The 22888-nt window shown below is 47.4% G+C and carries 16 protein-coding genes; 14 read left to right on the top strand and 2 right to left on the bottom strand.

Annotation, left to right across the window (positions count from 1 at the left end; translation table 11 throughout):
• Positions 1-74: 74 nt before the first annotated feature.
• The 5 genes from ftsE to BM415_RS18895 all read left to right on the top strand — a co-directional run bounded on the left by ftsE (position 75) and on the right by BM415_RS18895 (position 6324).
• On the top strand, positions 75-761 hold the full coding sequence (gene ftsE / locus BM415_RS18915) for a cell division ATP-binding protein FtsE (protein WP_091160707.1): 687 nt from the start codon (positions 75-77) through the stop codon (positions 759-761).
• Positions 751-1668, top strand: a complete 918-nt coding sequence (ftsX, locus tag BM415_RS18910; RefSeq protein ID WP_091160706.1) for a permease-like cell division protein FtsX — start codon at positions 751-753, stop codon at positions 1666-1668. Before ftsE ends, ftsX begins: the two co-directional genes overlap by 11 nt.
• A 134-nt stretch (positions 1669-1802) precedes the next feature.
• A complete protein-coding gene (locus tag BM415_RS18905; protein ID WP_091160704.1) occupies positions 1803-3116 on the top strand; it encodes a murein hydrolase activator EnvC family protein in 1314 nt (437 codons plus the stop codon).
• Positions 3117-3404: 288 nt separating this feature from the next.
• Complete coding sequence (locus BM415_RS18900) at positions 3405-4865, top strand: S41 family peptidase (protein ID WP_091160702.1); 1461 nt, start codon at positions 3405-3407, stop codon at positions 4863-4865.
• 163 nt (positions 4866-5028) lie between these two features.
• Positions 5029-6324 (top strand): PDZ domain-containing protein, encoded by a 1296-nt coding sequence (locus BM415_RS18895; protein ID WP_091160701.1) that lies wholly within the window; start codon positions 5029-5031, stop codon positions 6322-6324.
• Between the two features lie 150 nt (positions 6325-6474).
• Here BM415_RS18895 and BM415_RS18890 read toward each other — a convergent pair whose 3' ends face one another.
• Together BM415_RS18890 and BM415_RS18885 are read right to left on the bottom strand one after the other, a co-directional pair.
• Positions 6475-7299: a flagellar motor protein MotB gene (locus BM415_RS18890; RefSeq protein WP_091160699.1), complete on the bottom strand. Its 825-nt coding sequence runs from the start codon at positions 7297-7299 to the stop codon at positions 6475-6477.
• Entirely contained in the window at positions 7283-8077 is a 795-nt protein-coding gene (locus BM415_RS18885) for a flagellar motor protein (RefSeq protein ID WP_091160698.1), read from the bottom strand. Before BM415_RS18885 ends, BM415_RS18890 begins: the two co-directional genes overlap by 17 nt.
• Before the next feature lie 466 nt (positions 8078-8543).
• Here BM415_RS18885 and uvrB point away from each other — a divergent pair, with 466 nt between their 5' ends.
• The 9 genes from uvrB to galU all read left to right on the top strand — a co-directional run bounded on the left by uvrB (position 8544) and on the right by galU (position 22842).
• Positions 8544-10538, top strand: a complete 1995-nt coding sequence (gene uvrB / locus BM415_RS18880) for an excinuclease ABC subunit UvrB (protein WP_091160696.1) — start codon at positions 8544-8546, stop codon at positions 10536-10538.
• 213 nt (positions 10539-10751) lie between these two features.
• On the top strand, positions 10752-11315 hold the full coding sequence (locus BM415_RS18875; RefSeq protein WP_139237022.1) for a hypothetical protein: 564 nt from the start codon (positions 10752-10754) through the stop codon (positions 11313-11315).
• A 107-nt stretch (positions 11316-11422) separates the two neighbouring features.
• Entirely contained in the window at positions 11423-14284 is a 2862-nt protein-coding gene (gene uvrA / locus BM415_RS18870; protein WP_091160693.1) for an excinuclease ABC subunit UvrA, read from the top strand.
• Positions 14285-14427: 143 nt separating this feature from the next.
• Positions 14428-15282: an aminoglycoside 6-adenylyltransferase gene (ant(6), locus tag BM415_RS18865; protein ID WP_091160692.1), complete on the top strand. Its 855-nt coding sequence runs from the start codon at positions 14428-14430 to the stop codon at positions 15280-15282.
• A 124-nt stretch (positions 15283-15406) separates the two neighbouring features.
• Positions 15407-15616 (top strand): hypothetical protein, encoded by a 210-nt coding sequence (locus tag BM415_RS18860; RefSeq protein WP_170862559.1) that lies wholly within the window; start codon positions 15407-15409, stop codon positions 15614-15616.
• Between the two features lie 164 nt (positions 15617-15780).
• Entirely contained in the window at positions 15781-17022 is a 1242-nt protein-coding gene (locus BM415_RS18855; protein ID WP_244533594.1) for a S1C family serine protease, read from the top strand.
• Positions 17019-18917 carry a stalk domain-containing protein gene (locus BM415_RS18850; RefSeq protein WP_091160688.1) on the top strand — a complete coding sequence of 633 codons (1899 nt, stop codon included), beginning with the start codon at positions 17019-17021 and terminating at the stop codon, positions 18915-18917. Before BM415_RS18855 ends, BM415_RS18850 begins: the two co-directional genes overlap by 4 nt.
• 286 nt (positions 18918-19203) lie before the next feature.
• On the top strand, positions 19204-21717 hold the full coding sequence (locus BM415_RS18845; RefSeq protein ID WP_091160686.1) for a U32 family peptidase: 2514 nt from the start codon (positions 19204-19206) through the stop codon (positions 21715-21717).
• Positions 21718-21960: 243 nt separating this feature from the next.
• The gene (galU, locus tag BM415_RS18840) at positions 21961-22842 is read left to right on the top strand and encodes a UTP--glucose-1-phosphate uridylyltransferase GalU (RefSeq protein WP_091160684.1); all 882 of its coding nucleotides are present in this window, start codon (positions 21961-21963) and stop codon (positions 22840-22842) included.
• Positions 22843-22888: the final 46 nt, after the last annotated feature.

Raw genomic sequence — 22888 nt, 5'->3', positions numbered from 1 at the left:
TTCGAGAGATTTTAAAGGAAATCAATGGAAAGTGTCGAAATGATAAAGGCTACTATGCAACGGGAAGTGATCATGTGATTGAATTACAGGACGTGTGGAAGACCTATCCGAATGGGGCACATGCCTTGCAAGGTGTGTCGGTAAAGATCGACCGCAACGAATTCGTTTATATTGTCGGACCGTCTGGTGCGGGGAAATCGACATTTATGAAGCTAATTTACAGAGAAGAAATTCCGACAAAAGGGCAGATCTCAGTTAATGGATTTAATATCGGCAAGCTGAAGCATCGCAAAATTCCTTATGTTCGGCGTAATATCGGCGTTATTTTTCAGGATTTCAGACTTCTTCCGAAGATGACGGCGTATGAGAATATCGCTTTTGCGATGGAAGTTGTCGAGGCACCAAAGAAACAGATCAAGAAAAGGGTGATGGAAGCCCTGGACCTTGTCGGTCTTAAAAACAAAGCAGATCGCGAGCCAACCCAGCTGTCAGGCGGGGAACAGCAGCGTATTGCGATCGCAAGAGCGATCGTGAACAATCCTTCTGTCATCATCGCGGACGAGCCTACAGGTAACCTTGATCCCGAGACGTCATGGGGGATTATGCAGCTGCTGGATGAGATCAATTTCCGAGGAACAACCATCGTCATGGCAACACATAACCGGGATATCGTTAACACCATGCGTAAACGGGTTATTGCCATTGAGCAGGGACATATCGTCCGAGACGAAATGAGAGGGGAATACGGCTATGAATTTTAGTACCTTCTTGCGCCATTTGCGGGAAGGATTTAAGAGCCTATTCCGCAACGGCTGGATGTCGATTGCATCCATTACGTCGATCATTGTCTCGTTATTGATTCTGGGCGTGTTCGTTCTGCTCGTAGTGAATGTCAATTCCATGGCGGATCAGGCAGATGATCAGGTGGAGATCAGTACATTCCTGCAGCTTAACGTAGATGAGGCTCTGCGAGGCAAGCTTCAGGACGAGATTGGAGCCATGCCGGAAGTGAGCAAGATTGAATTTGTTCCTAAGGAGCAAGGCTTGGCAGATTTTAAAGAAGAGCTTGGAGAAGACGGTCAGGAGCTGCTTGAAGGCTTCGACGAGGATAACAATCCTCTCCCGGATACTCTGCGGGTAGAGGTTATTGATCCGAGCACAGTTAGTTTTGTAGCTGAGAAGATTGAAGCTCTGAACGAGGAATACCAGGAGCAGCCAATCATGAAAGTCAATTATGGAAAAGACACGGTGGAAACCTTGTTCAAGATCACCCGTCTGATCCGAACGATCGGCGTTGTTTTTGTAGCAGGGCTTGCACTCATGTCTATGTTTTTGATCTCGAACACGATTCGCGTCACGATCCTGGCACGCCGCCGGGAGATCAGCATCATGAAGCTGGTAGGAGCGACAAACTCCTTTATCCGTTGGCCGTTCTTCGTTGAAGGAGCCTTGATTGGATTCATTGGATCTATTATTACGATCGCTATTCTATTTATCGGATATAACCAGCTGCTGAACTCGATTCAACAGGATATTATTATTCAGATGCTTGATCTGGTGCCATTGTCCGGCATATGGACCTGGTTTGGCGGATCACTGCTCATTATGGGGATGCTCGTGGGCATCCTGGGAAGCACGTTGTCTATTCGCAAATCTTTGAAAGTGTAAGGCTTTCATAGATTCAGTCGTTTGTAGTTTAGTATAATCATGTGGCTGTCCTATATGGGGCAGCCGCTTAAGTAGAACATAACTCGTCATGGATTGATATATAAAATACTTATGAAGAAGGATGGGAAACGAACTTGAAAAAGACGGCCACTGTAATTGCGTTAAGTTTACTTACAGCCACAGTACTTAGTCCTGGATACGGAATCGCTGCATCGAGCATCAGCGATATTGATAAAGAGCTGGATCAGCTGGAGCAGCAGTCCGAATCCGCGAAGTCCCAGCAACAGAAGGCGGAACAGAAGAAGCAGGAAGCAGAGCACTACAAGCAGAAGCAAGAAGCATATCTCGAAACGATTATGGAACAAATCGAAGCTGTAAGTAATGAGCTTGCAACCGTGTCTTACCGCATTGAAACAACGGAAGAGAATTTGCGGAACACGAAGAAAGAGCTGCAAGCAGCAGAAGAAAGAATTGCTGCCCGCGAGGAGCTGCTCGAATCTCGTGTGCGTCTAATGTACACAGATGGAACAGTCTCCTACCTGGATGTATTGCTGTCTTCTACAAGCATTTCCGATTTTCTGGAGCGTGCGGATTCACTCAAGATGATTGTGGATCAGGATCAGAACCTGCTCGTTGAACATAAGAAAGACAAGCAGCTTGTTGTAGACAAGAAGGCAGAGCTGGAACAGCAATATGCAGAACATAAACGTCTATATGCCCAGAAGAAAGAACGCAAGGCAGAGCTGGACAGCAAGGAGCAGGAGAAACAGAAGCTTATTGCAGGTTATGAGCAAGAGATTAATGTAAATGACGAACTTAGCGCAGAGCAGGATCGGATGTTGGTAGAGATTGCATCCAAACGTTCAGCGCTGGTTCAAGAGAAGAACGAGCTGAAGGCAGAGCAGGCAGCGGCGGCAGCAAGAGCGAAGGCGGCAGCGGAAGAAGCGGCAAGAAAGGCTGCTCAGAAGAAAGTAGCCAGCTCAAACATAAGCTCAGGCTCAGGCTCAGGCTCGAGTGCCAGCAGTTCATCTAGTAATACTTCTACAGGCAGTGGTGTACTCGCTACGCCAATATCCGGATCGTACTATATTTCTTCTCCTTTCGGTCCGCGGGTTCATCCGATCACAGGTGTAGTCGGCAAAATGCATAACGGAGTAGACTTTGCTGCGGTACAAGGAACGAGTATTGTCTCAGCAGAAGCTGGTGTAGTTATCATGGCTGAATGGTACAGTGGTTACGGTTATACGGTGATAGTTGATCATGGTGATGGACTTTGGACGCTGTATGGACACATTCGCGAAGGCGGCATTATGGTGAGCGAAGGCGATTCTGTAAGCCGTGGTCAAAAAATTGCTGAGGTTGGCTCAACAGGTAACTCTACTGGACCTCACTTGCACTTCGAGGTTCGTGAAAATGGTAGTCCGAAAAACCCGATGAATTATTTGTAAGCAGAGGTCTATTCTGGACATATTCCGTACAAGCTTTACATATACTCTTGCTGGTATATGGTTTTTAGGGCTGAGACACTGATCGGAAACAAACCCCGTTTAGTGACTCAGCCGGGGCTGAAACACTGATCGGAATTAGCACCTGTTCAGTGTTTCATCTGTCAGCGAAATATGATACAAGTAAATAAGGAGTTTCTTTCATCTTCAGATGAAGCAGGACTCTAAATGTACTTGTATCCTATTTACATCCAAAGCAAGTAAGTCGGAATAGAAAGGGCGGTGACGCTCATGATGAAGAAGCGCTCTGCTATACTGCTGGTTGTTCTCGCGCTTCTGGGTGGGAGCTTGCTTACACTCGCTGTCGTAAATTACCAAGGGCTGAGCAGCCAGGGTGGAGAAGGGCTGCTTGCCAGTGTAACAGGCAGCAATCAGAAGAATGAACTGCAGAAGATTGAAACCGCACTTGATCTGATCGAGGCTAACTATTATCAAGATGTGGACCGTACCAAATTAATTGATGGCGCTATTAATGGAATGATGGAGTCACTTGGAGATCCTTATTCCAATTACATGGGTCAGGAAACGGCTGCCCAATTCGAAGAGTCGATTGAAGGTTCATTCACAGGTATAGGTGCAGAGGTATCCTCACAGGACGGCAACGTCGTGGTGGTATCCCCGATCAAAGGTTCTCCCGCTGAAAAAGCAGGAATACAGGCTAAAGATGTGATCTTGTCTGTCAACGGTGAATCCTTGCAAGGACTTGATCTCAATGATGCTGTCTCCAAGATCCGTGGACCGAAGGGCAGCGAAGCCAAGGTACAGGTTCAACGTGCTGGAACCTCTGAGCCGCTTGATTTTAGTATTATACGAGATGACATTGATCTGGAGACCGTGTATGCGGAGATGAAGGATGATGGTGTCGGCGTTATTACAATTACGCAGTTCTCTTTGAATACGGGTGAACGATTCAAGGAGGAGCTTGCCAAGCTTGAGAGCCAGAACATGAAGGGGCTTGTCATCGACGTTCGTAATAATCCGGGCGGCGTACTGTCTGTCGTCATCGATATTGCAGAACAGTTTGTTCCTTCTGGAGAACTGATCGTTCAAGTGGAAGACAAGAACGGGAATCGGGAAACGAATGAATCCAAAGGTTCAGCGAAGGATTACCCAGTAAGTGTCCTGATGAACAAAGGTAGTGCGAGTGCATCTGAAATATTGGCAGGTGCACTGCAGCAATCCGCCGGGGCGACACTGCTTGGTGAGCATTCCTTCGGTAAAGGAACGGTGCAGACCAGCTTTGAACGTCAGCTTGGTGACGGAAGCCTTGTGAAGATTACGATAGCCAAATGGCTTACGCCAAACGGTGATTGGATTCACGAGAAAGGGATTGAGCCTGATATCAGTGTAAGTCAACCTGACTATTTCTCTGTGGCACCGATCAATAAGGATAATCTCCCATTGAAGTACGATACCAACAGCACGGACGTGAAGAATGCACAAACGATGCTCGAGGGCCTCGGATATAAGACGGATCGCAAAGACGGTTATTATGATGATAAAACCGTAGAGGCCGTCAAAGCTTTCCAGACCTCACAAGGATTGAGCGTGAGCGGAAATATCAATGAGGAAACGGCAGCAGCACTGGAGACCGCGCTCATTGAACGAATTGGCGATCCTGCATACGATACGCAGCTCAAACAGGCTGTTACCGATATGAAGCAGGAGATCTCTTCTGCAGCGTCGAACTAAGAGAGAAAAACGACCCGAACATCAAGCGTTCAGAATAAGTTTTTCTTGTCGATATTAGAAAAACAGATGAAAGAAGGCTGCTTGTTCAGCCTTCTTTTTTTACTGGATAATGTATTTGGAGAGGGCAAACAGCAGTTGAATTATGAGGGGGGCGTGAGCTAACTTGAATGAAGTCATCACATGGCTATGGCTTGTCGTGGATGCATTAATCGCTTTGCTGACTCAGCCATTTTATTACATAGCCATCGTATTATTAGCGCTCAGTTACCGTCGTCAGGGGATGCTGGAACGAAGATTGCTCCACACGCGCCTTAATGGGTGGCCGCTGTTAACACTGCGAGCTATTTTTACAGGTATATTGGTTGGTCTAATTGTATCTGTTGTTTATGTATTTCTGGGAATTGAAATGACAGCACAGGCAGTGCTGGCGATATGGATAACATCCATTATACTGATGCTGTTCCGGATCAGATACTTGAACGCTGTATATGCAGTGGGTTTGCTTGGTATTGTACAATGGCTGCTTAAGCTGTTTGACAGCTGGGAGCCTCAAGGCTTCCTCGAAGCCATCGTCTCTGCAATCCGTGATCTGCCGATCCCTCAGCTGCTTGTGCTTGCAGCAGTGCTGCACCTGACACAGGCTATGTTCGTCAGGCTGCAGCAGGAGCAGAACGCATCTCCTGTTTATTTTAAAGGGAAGAGAGGTAAGCTTGTCGGCGGTTATCAGCTGCAATACTATGCACCCGTGCCGCTTATGCTGCTTGTGCCCACGACTTCGGGCAGCGGGGCAGGTCTTGCATGGAGTCCGTTACTTGCCGGTGGCGCCGATATGTATATGCTCTATGCTGTTCCATTTATCATTGGATTTAGTGAGATGACAAAAAGCATGCTGCCAGAAGACAAGTCAGCCCTTACCACGAAGCGGCTCCTGCTATATGGTGTCATATTGCTCGTCTTGAGTCTATTGTCCGTATGGTGGAATCCGCTGTCACTGGTGGCTGTGTTGTTTGCTCTTATAGGTCTGGAAGCGATATACTGGATCAGTTCATCGGAGGAAGAGAACCGCAGCCCGATCTATGTACATCCTAAGCAGGGACTTCAGGTTTTGGCCGTATTGCCGGGCAGTCCCGCCGAGGAGCTGGGGATACAGGCTGGCGAAGTCATTTTTAGAGTAAATGGACAGTATGTCAACTCACAAGCTGAGCTGCACAGCGCGCTTCGTATGAACCCTGCATTTTGTAAATTGGAAGTACGCAATATTGAAGGCGAGAGTAAATTTCTGCAGCGTGCGATATACGAAGGAGAGCATCATCAGCTCGGCGCATTGCTTGCGCCGGATCCGGATTCAGGCTTTGCGATCGACGAGCGTCCCGCCTCGTTCTTTCAGATCGTCGGGATGAAGCTGGATACACATCGTACCGAAAAGCCTGCACCAGATCCTTTCAGTCACGAAGCATGAGGGGATAGAAGCTGAAATTCCGCTGAGCAATAACGCGATAAGATGAACCCGTGAAGTGAACGGCTGAGTACAGCTGCTCTGCACAAAAATAACCTCCATCCTGCATAAAGAGCGGGGTGGAGGTTTTCTTTTTATAAGCGAATAATCGGTTCATTCGCCTTGCAGCTGGCGCAGAACAGTGATTTCCACTCTGCGGTTTTGTTGTCTGCCCGCTTCGGTCGTATTCTCTGCTGCAGGCCTGTTATCTGCATATCCGGCATATTGGAAGCTGTCCGGATCCAGGCCTTCATGCTCGATAAAATAACGAAGCACAGAGAGTGCGCGCTCACCGGATAATTCCCAGTTGTCTCGATATTTGGAGCCAGATGTTACTGGAGTATTGTCGGTATGCCCTTCGATCGAAATGGTTGTCGCAAGATCCCTAAACAAGCTGGCTAATTGAGAGAGTACAGGTCCAGCACCCTCCATCAATTTGGCATCCCCGGTGCGAAACAGAAATTGTTCACTGAGCGTGATAGAAATCCCTTGAGGCTTGTCCGCTACAAAAATAAGATCCTCAAGCTCATGATCTTTAATGTAGTTCTTGATCAAGCCCATCAGATCTTGAAGCTCCTGTTCTTGTTCGCGAAAGGCAGTCTCCCGTTCTGTCATAGGTCCACTGTCCGCCTCTGAATCGGTTTCACCCGAACCGGGCTGGTTCGCTTGGCTGCTTGTATCTCTATTCTGGCCAGAGGGATGGTCAATTACACCCGTGCCTCCGTCAAGAATTCCGCTTGAGCTCTGAAAGGTGGTCTGCAGGGAGTTGGTTACTTTCTCATACTTGCTTGCATCAAGCCGGCTCATCGCATACATCATCACGAAGAAAATGAGCAATAGCGTAATGAGGTCCGCATAGGTAATCATCCAGCGATCATGCTGAGAGCCGGAGGAATGTGCACGTCCTGCATTCCGTGTTCGCCTATTCCGCTGTCTCATGCGTGACATCCTTCCTTGAGCTTAATGGATTCGGCTGTAAGGTGATATAAGTGTTCAGCTTTTTACGAACGAGTAGGGCATTATCACCATTTTGTACAGACAATACACCTTCGAGAATCATTTCCATCACCGTGATCTCCTCTGCGCTCTTCGCTCTGATCTTGGATGCGATGGGCAAGAAGATCAGATTTGCGCTGGCAACCCCATATAAGGTCGCGATAAAAGCAACGGCGATCGATGGACCGAGCTGACTCGGATCTGACAGGTGCCCAAGCACCTGAATGAGTCCCATGACCGTCCCGATAATTCCCATTGTTGGCGCATAGGAGCCTGCGGATTCGAATAACTTGGCATAGTTATCATGCTCCTGCTCTTTGGCATCGATATCCAGTTCCATAATCTGGCGGACGATCGGCTGATCGGTTCCATCCACGACCAGCTGAATTCCTTCTCTTAAGAAAGCATTAGGATGGTCGACCACCTTCTGCTCCAAGGCTAGAACGCCTTCGCGCCTTGCAACCATGGACATCTCTACGATATCCTCCAGCCATTCATTTGCTTCAGATCGATTGGGCTTGAAGGCCATTCTAATGCCCGCAGGCAGCGTGCGGATACGATGCAACGGATAGCTGATGAGCACGGCTGCAATCGTACCGCCGAAGACGATAAGAGCAGCTGTCCCCTGAAATAGTCCTGTTATTTTTCCCCCTTCCCATAAAAATCCTCCAATGATAGCGACAGCTCCGGCTACAAGACCGATTAGGGTCGCGATATCCATCAAATCATTCCCTCCAGTCAATTGTCTTCTATATTTGCATCCAGGACATGAACCGAGTATAATAAACGGGAACAAACATTCTTATAACTGCTTTTGCTTAACTCACGAACGAAGAGCCGATGAAACAGCCTAATGAAGAGCTTCAGTCAACTTTTTGAGAGGGGTTCTTTTTTATTTCGGCTGAGGGACTTCATTTGTTTATGGGTACGGAAATAAGCAATCCAGCATACAAAATGGTTTCCGATATGTTATATTTTCGGTAAATCTCGACATATATAAGGATATTGCACATCTTTCTTTGCGCAGTTCTTACATGAATATCTAGGTTGATTTGAAGTTTTGAGTGTAAGTATGTACATTGATGACTTCATTCTATCTGGATATTTGTAGTTTCTTAGCGAGTGAGATCGAAATTTGCATAATCCTGGTGTAAAACTATTTTAGACGATGAAGGTGAGGTTGGGCAATGAGCGATATTGTCATGAGCAATAAAGGATTTGAACTCGTATCGGAATTTGAACCTCAAGGGGATCAGCCGCAAGCGATTGTTGAGCTGGTAGAAGGGATCCGGCAAGGGAAGAAGCATCAGACATTGCTTGGTGCTACAGGTACCGGTAAGACGTTTACCATTGCTCAGACCATAGCGAAGTTAAATAGACCTACGCTTGTTATTGCACATAACAAGACGCTTGCGGCACAGCTCGCAAGTGAGTTCAAAGAGTTCTTTCCTAACAATTCGGTAGATTACTTTGTAAGTTATTACGATTACTATCAACCGGAAGCTTATATTCCTTCATCAGATACGTACATTGAGAAGGATTCAAGTATAAATGAAGAAATTGATAAGCTCAGGCATTCGGCGACCAGCTCCTTGTTCGAGCGTCGCGACGTCATCATTGTTGCGAGTGTATCCTGCATCTACGGCCTCGGTTCTCCGGTTGAATATTCCAATATGTTATTGTCACTCCGCGTAGGGATGGAGAAGTCTCGCAAGGAGATTTTGTCACGTCTGGTGGATATTCAGTATCAGCGCAATGACCTTAATTTTGTACGGGGGACGTTCCGTGTGCGCGGTGATGTAATTGAGATTTTCCCGGCTTCCAAAGATCAGCATGCGATGCGAATTGAGCTATTTGGAGACGAGGTTGAACGCATCACGGAGATTGATGTACTGACTGGCGAGCTGATAGGTGAGCGCGATCATGTGGCGATATTCCCGGCATCTCACTTTGTTACACGTGAGGAGACGATGAGAGTAGCGCTGGTCAATATTGAGCGTGAGCTTGAGGAGCGTCTTGCTGAACTGCGTGAGCAGGGCAAACTGCTGGAGGCACAGCGTCTGGAACAGCGGACACGATACGATATCGAAATGATGAAGGAAGTCGGCTTCTGCTCCGGGATCGAGAATTATTCTGGACCGCTGACCTTCCGTGAGACAGGAGCAACGCCGTATACACTGCTCGACTATTTCCCTGATGATATGCTGGTTGTCATAGACGAGTCTCATGTGACACTGCCTCAAATTCGCGCGATGTACAACGGTGACCGTGCGCGGAAGACAGTTCTGGTTGAGCACGGATTTCGATTGCCGTCAGCACTAGATAACCGGCCGCTGCAATTTGAGGAATTCGAGAAGAAGACGAAGCAGCTCGTATACGTCTCTGCTACTCCAGGACCTTATGAGATTGAGCATACCGAAGGGGATATGGTTCAGCAGATTATCCGCCCTACAGGTCTGCTTGATCCGATCATTGAAGTGAGACCGACCAAAGGACAGATTGATGATTTGATCGGAGAGATTCGGGACCGTGTAGAGAAGGATGAGCGCGTGCTTGTTACAACGCTGACGAAGAAGATGGCGGAGGATCTGACGGATTACTTCAAGGAAGTCGGCATTAAGGTCAGATATATGCACTCTGATATTAAGACGCTGGAGCGTATGGCGATTCTGAGGGATCTCCGGCTAGGCACATTCCATGTTCTTGTCGGAATTAACCTGCTGAGGGAAGGACTTGATCTTCCTGAAGTATCCCTTGTCGCTATATTGGATGCTGACAAAGAGGGCTTCCTGCGTTCCGAACGCTCGCTTATCCAGACCATTGGACGTGCAGCCCGAAACAGCGAAGGTAAAGTTATTATGTATGGTGATAAGGTTACGGACTCCATGGACAAGGCGATTAAGGAGACAGAACGTCGTCGTGCGATTCAGGTAGCTTATAATGAAGAGCATGGTATTACCCCGCAGACGATCCGCAAGAAGATCCGTGAGGTTATTGAGGCAACGAAGGTGGCTGAGGCGAAGAGCGATTATCTGACAGGCGGCGCAGAGAAGATGTCGAAGCGCGATCGTCAGTCGTTGATGCAGCGTCTTGAAGCTGAAATGAAGGATGCGGCGAAGAATTTGCAGTTCGAGCGCGCCGCAGAACTGCGTGACGCCCTGCTTGAACTGAAGGCTGAATAAAATAAGAAGAGAACGGCCGAGGGGTCGTTCTCTTCTTAAAGAGTTCATATGGAATGTTGCTGACTCTGTACTCTTTACTTATGTAATTGTATTTCGGTTTTTAACGTTGAAAGCTGATAATAAGGGCTATACTTATTGATAAATTGATATATTGTTTAATTTAATAGAACAAGCTTAAGGACCGAGCTCGAAGAGCAATGGTCCACCCGTGGGATGAGGCGAAGCGATCCCACGCAAGGAAGATGCACTTCAAGGACCGAGCTCGAAGAGCAATGGTCCGCCTGTGGGATGAGGCGAAGCAATCCCACGCAGGAACATGCACTTCAAGGACCGAGCTCGAAGAGCAATGGTCCCGCCTGTGGGATGGGGCGAAGCGATCCCACGCAAGGAAGATGCATTTCAAGGACCGAGCTCGAAGAGCAATGGTCCGCCTGTGGGATGGGGCGAAGCGATCCCACGCAAGGAAGATGCACTTCAAGGACCGAGCTCGAAGAGCAATGGTCCGCCTGTGGGATGGGGCGAAGCAATCCCACGCAGGAACATGCATTTCAAGGACCGAGCTCGAAGAGCAATGGTCCGCCTGTGGGATGGGGCGAAGCGATCCCACGCAAGGAAGATGCACTTCAAGGACCGAGCTCGAAGAGCAATGGTCCGCCTGTGGGATGGGGCGAAGCAATCCCACTCACGATCCCGCGTCGTATGGAAGCATGTTCTAGACAACCAGATGGGTTGTCTAGAACGAATGCGTTCCAACCACAACAACCCAGCTATAAATAACCACGAGCCCAACTACTTCGGCCAATTTCCGGTTTCCAAAGGGAGGTCCCTTTGGGGTCCTCCCTGTCAGGGAGGATTTAGGAGGGTTCTTTTAAGGAGATGAGAGTGTGGCGAACGAGAATATAGTCATTAAAGGCGCGAGGGCGCACAATCTGAAGAATATCGATGTGACGATCCCGCGCGACCGTTTTGTCGTCCTGACCGGACTTAGCGGATCTGGCAAATCATCGCTGGCATTTGATACGATATATGCCGAAGGTCAGCGCAGATATGTAGAGTCACTGTCCGCCTATGCTCGTCAATTTCTAGGGCAAATGGAGAAGCCGGATGTAGATTCGATAGATGGGCTCTCTCCTGCGATTTCGATAGATCAAAAAACGACAAGCCGAAATCCGCGCTCAACGGTAGGAACCGTTACCGAAATTTACGACTATTTGCGTCTGCTCTTTGCACGCATCGGTCATCCGCATTGCCCGGAGCATGGTGTGGAGATAACTTCCCAGACCGTTGAACAGATGGTTGATCGGATCATGAGCTACCCGGAACGGACAAGGCTGCAAATTCTGGCTCCTGTTATTTCGGGCCGCAAAGGTGAGCACAAGAGTCTGCTTGCAGATATATCGAAGCAAGGCTTCGTCCGGGTGCGGATTGATGGCGAGCTTCGTGACCTGTCGGAGACCATTGAGCTTGAGAAGAACAAGAAGCATACGATTGAGGTCGTAGTGGACCGAATCGTCGTGAAGGAAGATATTCAGTCACGCTTATCCGATTCCATTGAAACCGCGCTTAAAATTTCCGGCGGTCAGCTGCTGGTGGATATTATTGGAGAAGAAGAGCTGAGATTCAGCTCCAACTATGCCTGCCCGATATGTGGATTCAGCATGGAGGAGCTCTCCCCGCGAATGTTCTCGTTCAACAGTCCATTTGGTGCCTGTCCGGACTGTGACGGCTTGGGAACTAAGATGATTGTCGATCCTGATCTGCTTGTTCCTGATCGCAGCAAGTCGATCGAGGGCGGTGCATTTGAAGCTTGGGCTGGGGGAACTTCGAATTACTACCCGCAATTTTTACGTTCCGTATGTGAGCATTACGGAATTCCGATGAATGTTCCCGTCAGCGAGCTGTCACCTGATCAGATGAACAAGCTCCTTAGAGGGACTAATGGAGAGAAGATTCGTTTCCGTTACGAAAATGATTTTGGTCAAAGAAAAGAAGCTTATGTTGTTTTTGAAGGGATCATCCCCAACTTGGAGCGGCGGTATCGTGATACGGCATCGGAAGGCATTCGTGAGTTTATCGAAGGCTTTATGGGCGAGAAGCCATGTGGAACATGTAAAGGACATCGTCTCAAAAAAGAAGTGCTGGCCGTTACAATCAACGGTAATAACATGGCGTACGTGACTAATCTTTCGATTGGAGCTGCCATGGAATTCTTCAGCAATTTGCAGCTGTCCGAGAAGGAACAAGCAATAGCCCATTTGATTCTCAAAGAGATCAACAGCCGTCTGGGATTCCTTGTGAATGTTGGACTGAACTATCTGACCATGAGCAGAGCTGCTGGAACATTATCCGGCGGGGAAGCACAGCGTATTCGACTGGCGACACAGATCGGCTCCAGTCTCATGGGTGTACTCTATATTTTGGATGAGCCAAGCATCGGACTGCATCAGCGGGACAACGACCGTTTGATTGCAACACTGGGTCATATGCGCGACCTCGGAAATACGCTCATTGTCGTAGAGCATGACGAGGATACGATGATGGCGGCAGATTATATCATTGATATCGGTCCGGGAGCCGGAATTCACGGCGGACAGATCATGTCGCAAGGCACGCCGCAGGAAGTAATGGATGACCCTAATTCACTGACGGGCAGCTATCTCAGTGGACGCAAGTTTATACCTGTTCCCGCAGAGAGACGGAAGACGGATGATCGCTGGCTGGAAATTCGCGGTGCGAAGGAGAACAATCTCAAGAACATTAATGTGAAGATCCCGCTAGGTGTATTTACAGCTGTTACCGGTGTATCCGGTTCAGGCAAATCTACCCTCGTGAATGAAATCTTGTACAAAACACTGGCACGGGATTTGAACCGTGCAAGAGTACGCCCAGGGCTGTATAAGGAAATGAAAGGCCTGGAGCATATTGATAAAGTCATTGATATTGATCAATCTCCAATCGGTCGTACGCCACGATCCAACCCGGCAACATATACCGGTGTATTTGATGATATTCGAGACCTGTACTCTCAGACAAATGAAGCCAAGCTGCGCGGCTACCAAAAAGGGCGCTTCAGCTTCAACATCAAAGGCGGCAGATGTGAGGCGTGTAAGGGCGATGGAATTATCAAGATCGAGATGCACTTCCTGCCGGACGTCTACGTACCTTGTGAAGTTTGCAAAGGGAAACGGTATAATCGGGAGACGCTCGAGGTTAAATATAAAGAGAAGAACATATCGGAAGTATTGGATATGACGGTCGAAGATGCGGTTGAATTCTTCCGGAACATTCCCAAGATTCATCGCAAAATCCAAACCCTGCTGGATGTCGGTCTAGGATACGTCAAGCTCGGACAGCCGGCAACGACACTATCCGGTGGAGAGGCGCAGCGTGTCAAGCTCGCATCCGAGCTGTACCGCCGCAGTACCGGTAAGACGATGTACATTTTGGACGAGCCAACAACCGGTCTGCACGTGGATGATATTGATCGTCTTCTGACAGTACTTCACCGGCTGGTTGACTCTGGGGAATCCGTGCTTGTGATCGAGCACAATCTGGATGTAATCAAGACGGTCGACCATATTATCGACTTGGGACCGGAAGGCGGAGACGGCGGCGGTACCATTATCGGCACAGGTTCACCAGAACAAATCGTAAAAGTGAAAGAATCCTACACGGGTAAATATTTGAAGCCGGTGTTGGAACGAGATACCGAGCGCAGTCAAACACTGGTGTTAAATCGTTCATAGCTGCTACATGAAGAGCTGGAGGAGATACATTTATCTCATCTCCAGCTTTTTTTAAAGTGATCCGTCTTCATCGGAGTGACGTGGCTATATAGAATCTCTATTTTGATGCAACAAAAAAGCCATTGGAACGGAGGTCTTCTGTAGTGAGAAGTGAACAAGAAATGATGAACATGCTTATCAATTTTGCCGAATATGATGATCGAATTCGATTAGTAACTTTGGAAGGGTCACGTACAAACCCCAATATTACCCCTGATACATTCCAAGATTATGACCTGTCTTATTTTGTGACGGATATGAACTCTTTCAAGGAGAATGATCAGTGGCTTCACATATTTGGTAAACCTGTTATGATGCAAAAACCCGAAGATATGGAGCTTTTTCCTTCAGAATTAGGTAACTGGTATTCATATTTAATCCTTTTTGTGGATGGAAATAAATTAGACCTGACACTTATCCCAATTCACGAAATAAACGATTATTTTACCCATAGCGACGGTTTAGTTGAAGTGTTGCTTGATAAGGATCATCACGTTAAGCACGAAGTGATCGCAAATGATCGTCAATATTGGATTAAAAAGCCGACGGCAAGAGAATTTGATGATTGTTGCAATGAGTTCTGGATGGTTTCAACTTACGTAGTAAAAGGATTAGGGAGAAAAGAAATACTATTTGCCATTGACCATTTAAACGAGATAGCAAGACCGAATTTATTGCGAATGATGGCTTGGAAAATCGGATCAGAGCAAGGATACAGCTTTAGTGTGGGGAAGAACTATAAGTTTATAAATCGGTACCTCCCAGATGATGATTGGGAAAAACTCCTGTCAACCTATTCCCAGAGTGGGTATCAGGAAATGTGGCAGTCTTTATTCACTTGTTATGAGTTATTTAGAACATACTCAAAAGCTGTGTCAGAAAGTCTTGGATATAAGTATTCAGATTACGATGAAGTGATTACGAAGTATACAGAAAGTATTTATATTTCATTGTCGTGAACCAATTGGATTATTTTAGATTTTCTGGATGAAAAGTCTTGCTAAACCGGGGCGATGAAGATAACATAGAAGAAGGTGTAAACGCTTGTACGTGTACGATATCTCGTCATAAGGGGGCGCATGTATGCTGCTATTAGCGGAAGCTGGAGGCACAACTTCTAAATTTAACGGATTTGATATTTTCGTCATCTTGTTTACAATTATTATCTTCATCGGTGTGGTTCGGCTTATCAAAGCACCCAAGAAGAATCTGTTTGCCATTGCCTTTGGTGTTGTCAGCTTAATCGTATTTTTAATTACCGATTATGCGATGATCAAGCATTGGTTGAGTTAGGGTTACATACAGCATAAGTTAGCTCTGCAGAACACTTTCCCCTGTGTGAAGGGAAGGTGTTTTTTAATCCTCTTTTGAAGAAGAAATAACAGCTGGCGTATGAATTCATAATGTCACATAAGAGCGCGGGAATGATAGATTAAGAGAGGAATCGGTGAAGCCATTTGAAACGTAATAGTATGAATAGTACCAGAGATAGAAACGAAAATAACGTTAGAAATAACGATACAAATACCAATCTATATAGGGTAAGAACTAGAATCACAGCAGCAACTGTTGCAGCAATCATAGCAAGTGCGATTAACCCTGCTGTGATAGAAGGAGCCAGCGTCAAGCTGAATGCCAAGCTCCAGGATGATCAAATATACATAAATTCAAAAGACCTTATTAAAGCGTTAGGCGGCACAGGTCAGTATGACGCGAAGACAGGAACGTTTATTTATACCGCGCAGGATGAGATACCGGAGGTAGTAGAGGCTGTATCCCCATCTGTTGTTGGGATTATAGGGCGCCCGGATGCAGGTGAAGAGGGAGGCGGCTCAGACCGCTATAATTTGACGCATGGAACGGGTGTCATAGTGAAGTCCAATGGATGGATTGTGACGAATGCCCATGTCATCGACGGTTTAACCAATGCAGTTGTAGTCACATCTGACGGTAAGACTTATAAGATTACCGACAGCTACAGCGATCCGACCAGTGATCTTGCACTGATTAAGATCAATGCGAAATCACTGAAGCCCGCGAAGCTTGCCAGCTCCTCTTCCAATATGCGGGTGGGCGAGACGGTCATTGCGATTGGAACACCGGTGTCTTTTTCACTGCGTAATTCAGCTACAGTGGGTGTGGTCAGCGGGCTCAATCGAGGGGTGAATGCATCCTATCGTCTGATTCAGAGCGATACAGCCATTAACCCGGGTAACAGCGGCGGACCGCTCGTGAATTTGAAAGGTGAAGTGATCGGGATTAACACGATGAAGTATGCAGCCGTTGGCGTGGAGAATACAGGCTTCTCGATCCCTGCTGAGACGGTGCATTATGTATTAAATCATTACTTTAAATATGGAGAAGTCAAGCGCGCAAGTTTGGGGCTTACGCTGGAGGAGAGCTGGTCGGCCATTGTGGGGCTGCCTACTGACGATCCTTTGACCGTAACGAGTGTCCACACAAATGAAGCAGACAAGGCCAAAATCCAAGAGGGTGACGTGCTGTACAGCATAGACTGTGTCCGGGTTACTTCGGTAGTTGATATTAATGAGCTGCTTAAGAAATATCTGCCTGGCCAGAGAGTGAAGCTGCTCATGCAGTCAGATGGAGACATCGTAACACGATATTTGGTATTGACGCAGGGTGAGAATACGGTCGTTTCAGTCGAAGACGAAGCATGGGATGAGGTAGAACAATGAATACTAGAACGGTACGTACCCTTACAACAGCGCTGTTGACAGGCACAATCGTGTTAAGCAGTGTAGTTCAGCCGGCTGCAGCTTCAGGTCTTACTGAAGAGCTTAGATTGAAGACGGGAAGCCAGACGGCAACCATCAATGGAGAGAATCAAACGATTCAAATGCCCTACAATGAGCAGGGAACGCTGATGGTCCCGGTTGGGGTGTTCAAAAAAGCTTTTAATAGCGAGATTCGTCTATCCGGGGAGGATGTCGTCAAAGTGATGGATGGTCCTCATACGGTTGCTCTCACCATCGGCAGCAAGATCGCCTGGATCGATGGGGAAAAAGTAGAAATGACTGCTGCTCCTAAGATGGTGAAGGATGTGCTCATGGTGCCACTGCGTCCTGTAGCTGCCGGAATTGGAGCCTCGCTTCACAAGTCAGATCATGGTGAGCTGGTCATTCGCATGAAGGCGAACGGTGCTGAAGCCCCGAATGAGAGCGAAATTGATACGGATCTAGGCAAAACAAAGATAGGGAACAGTTACTATGAATGGTCTATGAACTATCCAACCGGACTTATTGTGGGCGGTTCTTACAATGAGAGTGAGGATTTTACGAGCTTCATGAACGCGGAAGGAACATATTATCTTGAAGTTCTGGTCAGCGATCAGGAAGTAGAGCTGGATGCCGAAGATATGCTGCAGCAGCTTGTTCAGGACGCCAAAGACATGGGTGAGATTGTAATGGACCGGGAAGCCTATGGAGAGGCTGTTACCCCTTATGCCCGTATCGTGACCAAGGATGGGGACGGTATGTTCTGGGAAGCGAGACAATACTATGATAATGGGCGCTTGTATGAAGTCTATTTTTCCGATTATGAGGCTGTTAATTACAAGGATTTGCAACAGTATGCCCCACTGCTGAATTCCTTCCGTACATCATTCAACACATCGGATACGACAATGAAGGACTTGTCCACGGTTGAGAATGGCATGACGAAAGTGTACAACGAAGATTATGGCATCGCCTTGTCAGTGCCTGCAGAGTGGGACAAGGATAATCAGTCCCTGGTATACGAGAGCGAGGAAGGAACACATTTATCCCTCCAAGTGACCTCGGTACCGGAAGGGGCATCGCTCAAGGATTGGAGCGACAAGCTGAACCAGTGGATGCGGGATGTGTTCGTAGAGGATGCTCACCGGGAAGTCGATTCCTATACGCTGAACGTAGCAGGCAAGGACGCTCAGGTGAACCAGTTCCAATACGATTTTGGAGATGGCTGGACAACGGAGTATAATGTGCTGATTCAAGAGAACGGATATCGCTACTATTTGGAATATGCTGTACCCGAAGCGGCAGCAGGGGATGAGGACTTATTCGAAGAGATTCTGGCTTCGCTTGAAATTGATTATGATACAGTCTCTGAAAATTTCGGCAAGCTCGGCGAAGATCCTTACTTAGTGAATAAGTCGAGCATGATCACCCGGACTTCCAAAACATACGGCTACACGCTTGATATACCGAGATACTGGACACCGGTGGAGAACCGATTTGAGTCCACGATTGTAGCGTATCAGTTTACAGGAGGGTTTTTCTCCATACATGTGGATAAGGAAGTATCTGTAGAGATGGCAGTCAGTCAGCTCCGTGAATCTTATGCTGAAGCGGCCCAGAGCCGCAAAGATTTCCGTGTGACCGATACGAAGAATGTGACCTTTGCCGGAGAACCGGCGACAGAGTTCACTTATCATGAAGTCGAGAAGGATGTTCCTATGCAAGGCAGGCAGCTTGTATTTGAGCATGACGGCATTACTTACACCGTGACCGCGGTATTAAATGATGCGAATCGAACGGAAGTACAGCTGAATGCCCTCTCGAAGACGCTTGAATCTTTTTCATTTAATAAATAGTTGATGTGGTGAAGGACTGGCAGAGCTTTTTTTGGCATGCTGGTTCTTTTTTTATAGATTTAGAGAAAGCTTTTCAATACACTATTAATAGAAAAGTCCATGGAGAATGGACGGAAATTTCGGTTTTTTCAGGAAGTAGTAGAGGAAAGAACAAGGATTTGATACACTATTATAGTTGTTTATAGGAATGGCTACACTGATAGAGTATATAGTTAATGAATTGGACGTTGTATTAGGATATTGGCAAAGTAAAAAAAGCCTGTTTGGATCAGGTTTAGGAGGATATATGAATACAAAAGCATTGAGAAGAGAAGATGTCGAGCTGTTAGCACCTGCCGGCGATTGGGATTGTATGCGTTCAGCAGTAGCGAACGGCGCAGATGCGATCTTTTTCGGTGTGGAAAAGTTTAATGCCCGCGCAAGAGCAAATAATTTTCGGATGGAAGAGCTGCCGGAGATTATGGCTTTTTTGCATAGCTATGGAGTCAAAGGCTTTTTGACGTTTAACATATTGGTATTTGAAAATGAACTGGCGGACGCAAAAAAATTAGTCGATGCTTGTGTGGATGCAGGCGTGGATGCCGTAATTGTACAGGATCTGGGTCTTGTGAAGCTGATTCGCGAAATCTCACCGGATTTCCCCATTCACGGTTCAACACAGATGACGATTACTTCACCGGAGGCGGTTGAGTTTACGAAGCCGTTTGATATTGAACGCGTCGTACTAGGCCGTGAGAACAACCTGAAGCAGATTCAAAAAATCGGGGAACAAGCCAAGCTGCCGATGGAAGTATTCGTGCATGGTGCACTCTGCGTCTCTTACTCGGGTCAATGCTTGACTTCTGAGATGTGGGGCGGACGCTCTGCGAACCGCGGTGAGTGCGCGCAGGCCTGCCGTCTTCCCTATGATCTGATGGTTGATGGTGAGCAGAAGCCGATGGGCGATGTTGCTTACCTGTTGTCTCCAAAAGATCTGGCTGCAATCGACATTATGCCTGAGCTGATTGAAGCGGGTGTAACTTCCTTCAAGATTGAAGGGCGTCTAAAGACACCGGAATATGTGGCGAATGTGGTAAGCAAATATCGTAAAGCAATTGATGCTTATTTTGACGGGGTTAAAGATCCGATCAGCACTGAGGAAATTCGTGAGCTGCAGCAGAGCTTCTCCCGTGGCTTCACGCATGGCTTCCTTGAAGGAACAAACAACAAGAAGCTGGTGGACGGAACGTTTCCGAAGAGCCGTGGTGTATATTTGGGTCGTGTGGAAAAAATACTTCGCGACGGCGTTGTATGTAAACTGGAAGCTCCGCTGAAGCGTGGAGACGGTATCGTGTTTGATGCCGGCGACCCGACCAAACGCGAAGAAGGCGGACGCGTCTATGATATTCGCCGTAAAGGCGTCAAGATCGAAGGCGAAGCTGGCGAAGGCTGGATTATCGATATCGTGCCGGGCCGCAGTGACGTGGATCTGCGTCGTCTGCACGAAGGTGACCGGATCTGGAAGACCAATGACCCGGCGCTCGACAAGCGCCTTCGTCAAAGCTATGAGACAGAGAAGCCATATCGTGTCTTCCCGGTTCATGTGAAGGCAGTAGGTAGACCGGGGCAGCCACTTGAAACCTGGTGGACCGATGTGCAGAAAGGTACCACCGTTCAGGTGAATTCCGAGATGGAGCTCGAAATGGCGAAGAAACGCCCGATGAACGCGGAGCTGCTCGAAGAGCAATTTGGACGACTGGGTGGTACAGTGTACCAGCTGGAGGAGCTGGATGTGCAGCTGCATGGGGACATCATTATTCCGATGCGCGAGCTGAACAACATTCGCCGTCAGGCGGTGGAAATGCTGGCAGGTGAGCGTCCGAAGCCGCCAGTGTACGTTAAGCGTGAAGTGGAGGTTTACGGTGACTCCGTTAAGCCAGCTCCAGCGGTGAAGCGCGGTGCAGCGGAGCTGACCGCTTTATGCCGCAGCCTTCCTCAAGTAGAGGCTTGCCTTGAAGCCGGTGTAGACTTTATTTATGCCGACTTTGAATTCATCAAGCAGTTCCCGGCAGCGGTTGAAATGGTGCATGCAGCAGGCAAGAAGATCGCACTCGTTACACCACGCATCCACATGCCTGGTGAGAACGGCTACCATAACAACATCCTGCGTCTGAAGCCAGACGCGGTGCTGGTTCGTAATACAGGCGCACTGTATTTCTACCTGCGTCATCGTATGGAGAATCCGGAGGCGAATCATCCGGAGCTGATCGGTGACTTCTCGCTGAACATCGCCAACCATAAAGCGGTTGAGCTGTTCCTCGAAGCAGGCTGTGATGCGGTTACTCCATCTTATGATTTGAACATTCAGCAAATGGTCGATCTGCTTGAGCGTTCCCGTACGGACAAGATGGAAGTTGTTATTCATCAGCATTTGCCGATGTTCCATACAGAGCACTGTGTGTACTGTACATTCCTCAGTGAAGGAACGGATTACACGAACTGCGGACGTCCATGTGAAGATCACAGCGTATCTCTGCAGGACCGTATTGGCATGTCCCATCCGGTGCGTGTCGATGAGGGCTGCCGGAACACGGTATATAATGCCGTTGAGCAATCCGGTGCCGAGTACCTGACGAACTTCATGGATCTTGGTGTATCCCGCTACCGCGTGGAGTTTCTGGAAGAGACACCAGAGCAGGTGCGTGAGGTACTTGGACTGTACAACCGTGCACTTCGCGGCGAGATCAGCGGTACACAGGTATGGAAGACACTCAAAGCAACCAACCAGCTCGGCGTAACACGCGGGCAATTGGTGAAATAAATTAAATTAAATTAAATGGAGCCATTCTCTTCAAATGAAGAGAGGGGCTCTTTTTCCTAGTGAAATGTTTATTGCATGAACATCATTATGTAGAGATATTAATATCATCAATTGAAAAGTTTCAAGTGCTGAATCAATTCCCTATTCGTTGTTTTAAAAAGTTATGAAATTGATTCTGATTAGAGAAGTTTCCAGTTCATTCCGTTATAATGAATTTATTCTAGTATGAAGGAGAATTATGGAATGAAGATTCGAAAAGCAATAATACCTGCAGCTGGTTTAGGCACGCGATTCCTGCCAGCGACCAAAGCTATGCCCAAGGAAATGCTGCCTATCGTAGACAAGCCTACGATCCAATACATAATTGAAGAGGCGGTGGCCTCCGGAATTGAAGATATTATTATCGTGACAGGTAAAGGAAAAAGAGCAATTGAGGATCATTTTGACAACTATTTTGAACTGGAGCATAACCTGGCATCGAAACAAAAATGGGGATTGCTTGAAGAAGTTCGGAAGTCCTCTGAAATGGCAGATATCCATTATATCAGACAGAAGGAGCCTAAGGGACTCGGGCACGCAATCTGGTGTGCTCGTAAATTTATAGGTAATGAGCCGTTTGCCGTATTGCTTGGAGATGATATTGTTGAATCCGATCCGCCTTGTTTGCAGCAAATGATGGGAATCTATGAGCAATATGAGCAGCCTGTAGTCGGGGTTCAGCCCGTTCCTTGGGAACAAGTATCGAGGTATGGGATTATAGAGGGAAATCAAATTGAAGACAGAGTATATACAGCGAATAATTTAGTGGAGAAACCTCCGGTAGGGAGCTCCCCATCTAATCTTGCGATAATGGGAAGATATATATTGACCCCGGATATATTTAATATTTTGGAGAATCAACATACTGGAGTGAATGGAGAAATCCAGCTGACGGATGCCATCGCGACACTGGGTGCAAGCAAGGACATTTTGGCATACCATTTCGATGGGACTCGTCATGATGTCGGAGAGAAGCTAGGATTTATTCAAACGACCCTTCATTACGCGATGCAGCGTGAAGAACTTCGTGAAGGATTGAGTGAATATCTGGAGGAGCTCTTGAGATCTTATCGGACTTTGAAATAAGCAGATATCATGGTTTTAAAAAAGCAGCGAGTTGAAGAAAATCCTT

This window comes from Paenibacillus sp. 453mf (assembly GCF_900116105.1).
GTDB lineage: Bacteria > Bacillota > Bacilli > Paenibacillales > Paenibacillaceae > Paenibacillus > Paenibacillus provencensis.
Note: the sequence above shows the minus strand (reverse complement) of the source record. Positions and strands in the feature narration are given on the sequence as shown.

Bases quoted from the DNA above. Each gene is read 5' to 3' on its own strand.
- ftsX (WP_091160706.1), top strand. From the start codon at position 751: ATGAATTTTAGTACCTTCTTGCGCCATTTGCGGGAAGGATTTAAGAGC.
- BM415_RS18900 (WP_091160702.1), top strand. From the start codon at position 3,405: ATGATGAAGAAGCGCTCTGCTATACTGCTGGTTGTTCTCGCGCTTCTG.
- BM415_RS18890 (WP_091160699.1), bottom strand. From the start codon at position 7,299: ATGAGACAGCGGAATAGGCGAACACGGAATGCAGGACGTGCACATTCC.
- BM415_RS18885 (WP_091160698.1), bottom strand. From the start codon at position 8,077: ATGGATATCGCGACCCTAATCGGTCTTGTAGCCGGAGCTGTCGCTATC.
- uvrB (WP_091160696.1), top strand. From the start codon at position 8,544: ATGAGCGATATTGTCATGAGCAATAAAGGATTTGAACTCGTATCGGAA.
- BM415_RS18875 (WP_139237022.1), top strand. From the start codon at position 10,752: ATGAGGCGAAGCGATCCCACGCAAGGAAGATGCACTTCAAGGACCGAG.
- BM415_RS18860 (WP_170862559.1), top strand. From the start codon at position 15,407: ATGCTGCTATTAGCGGAAGCTGGAGGCACAACTTCTAAATTTAACGGA.
- BM415_RS18850 (WP_091160688.1), top strand. From the start codon at position 17,019: ATGAATACTAGAACGGTACGTACCCTTACAACAGCGCTGTTGACAGGC.
- BM415_RS18845 (WP_091160686.1), top strand. From the start codon at position 19,204: ATGAATACAAAAGCATTGAGAAGAGAAGATGTCGAGCTGTTAGCACCT.
- galU (WP_091160684.1), top strand. From the start codon at position 21,961: ATGAAGATTCGAAAAGCAATAATACCTGCAGCTGGTTTAGGCACGCGA.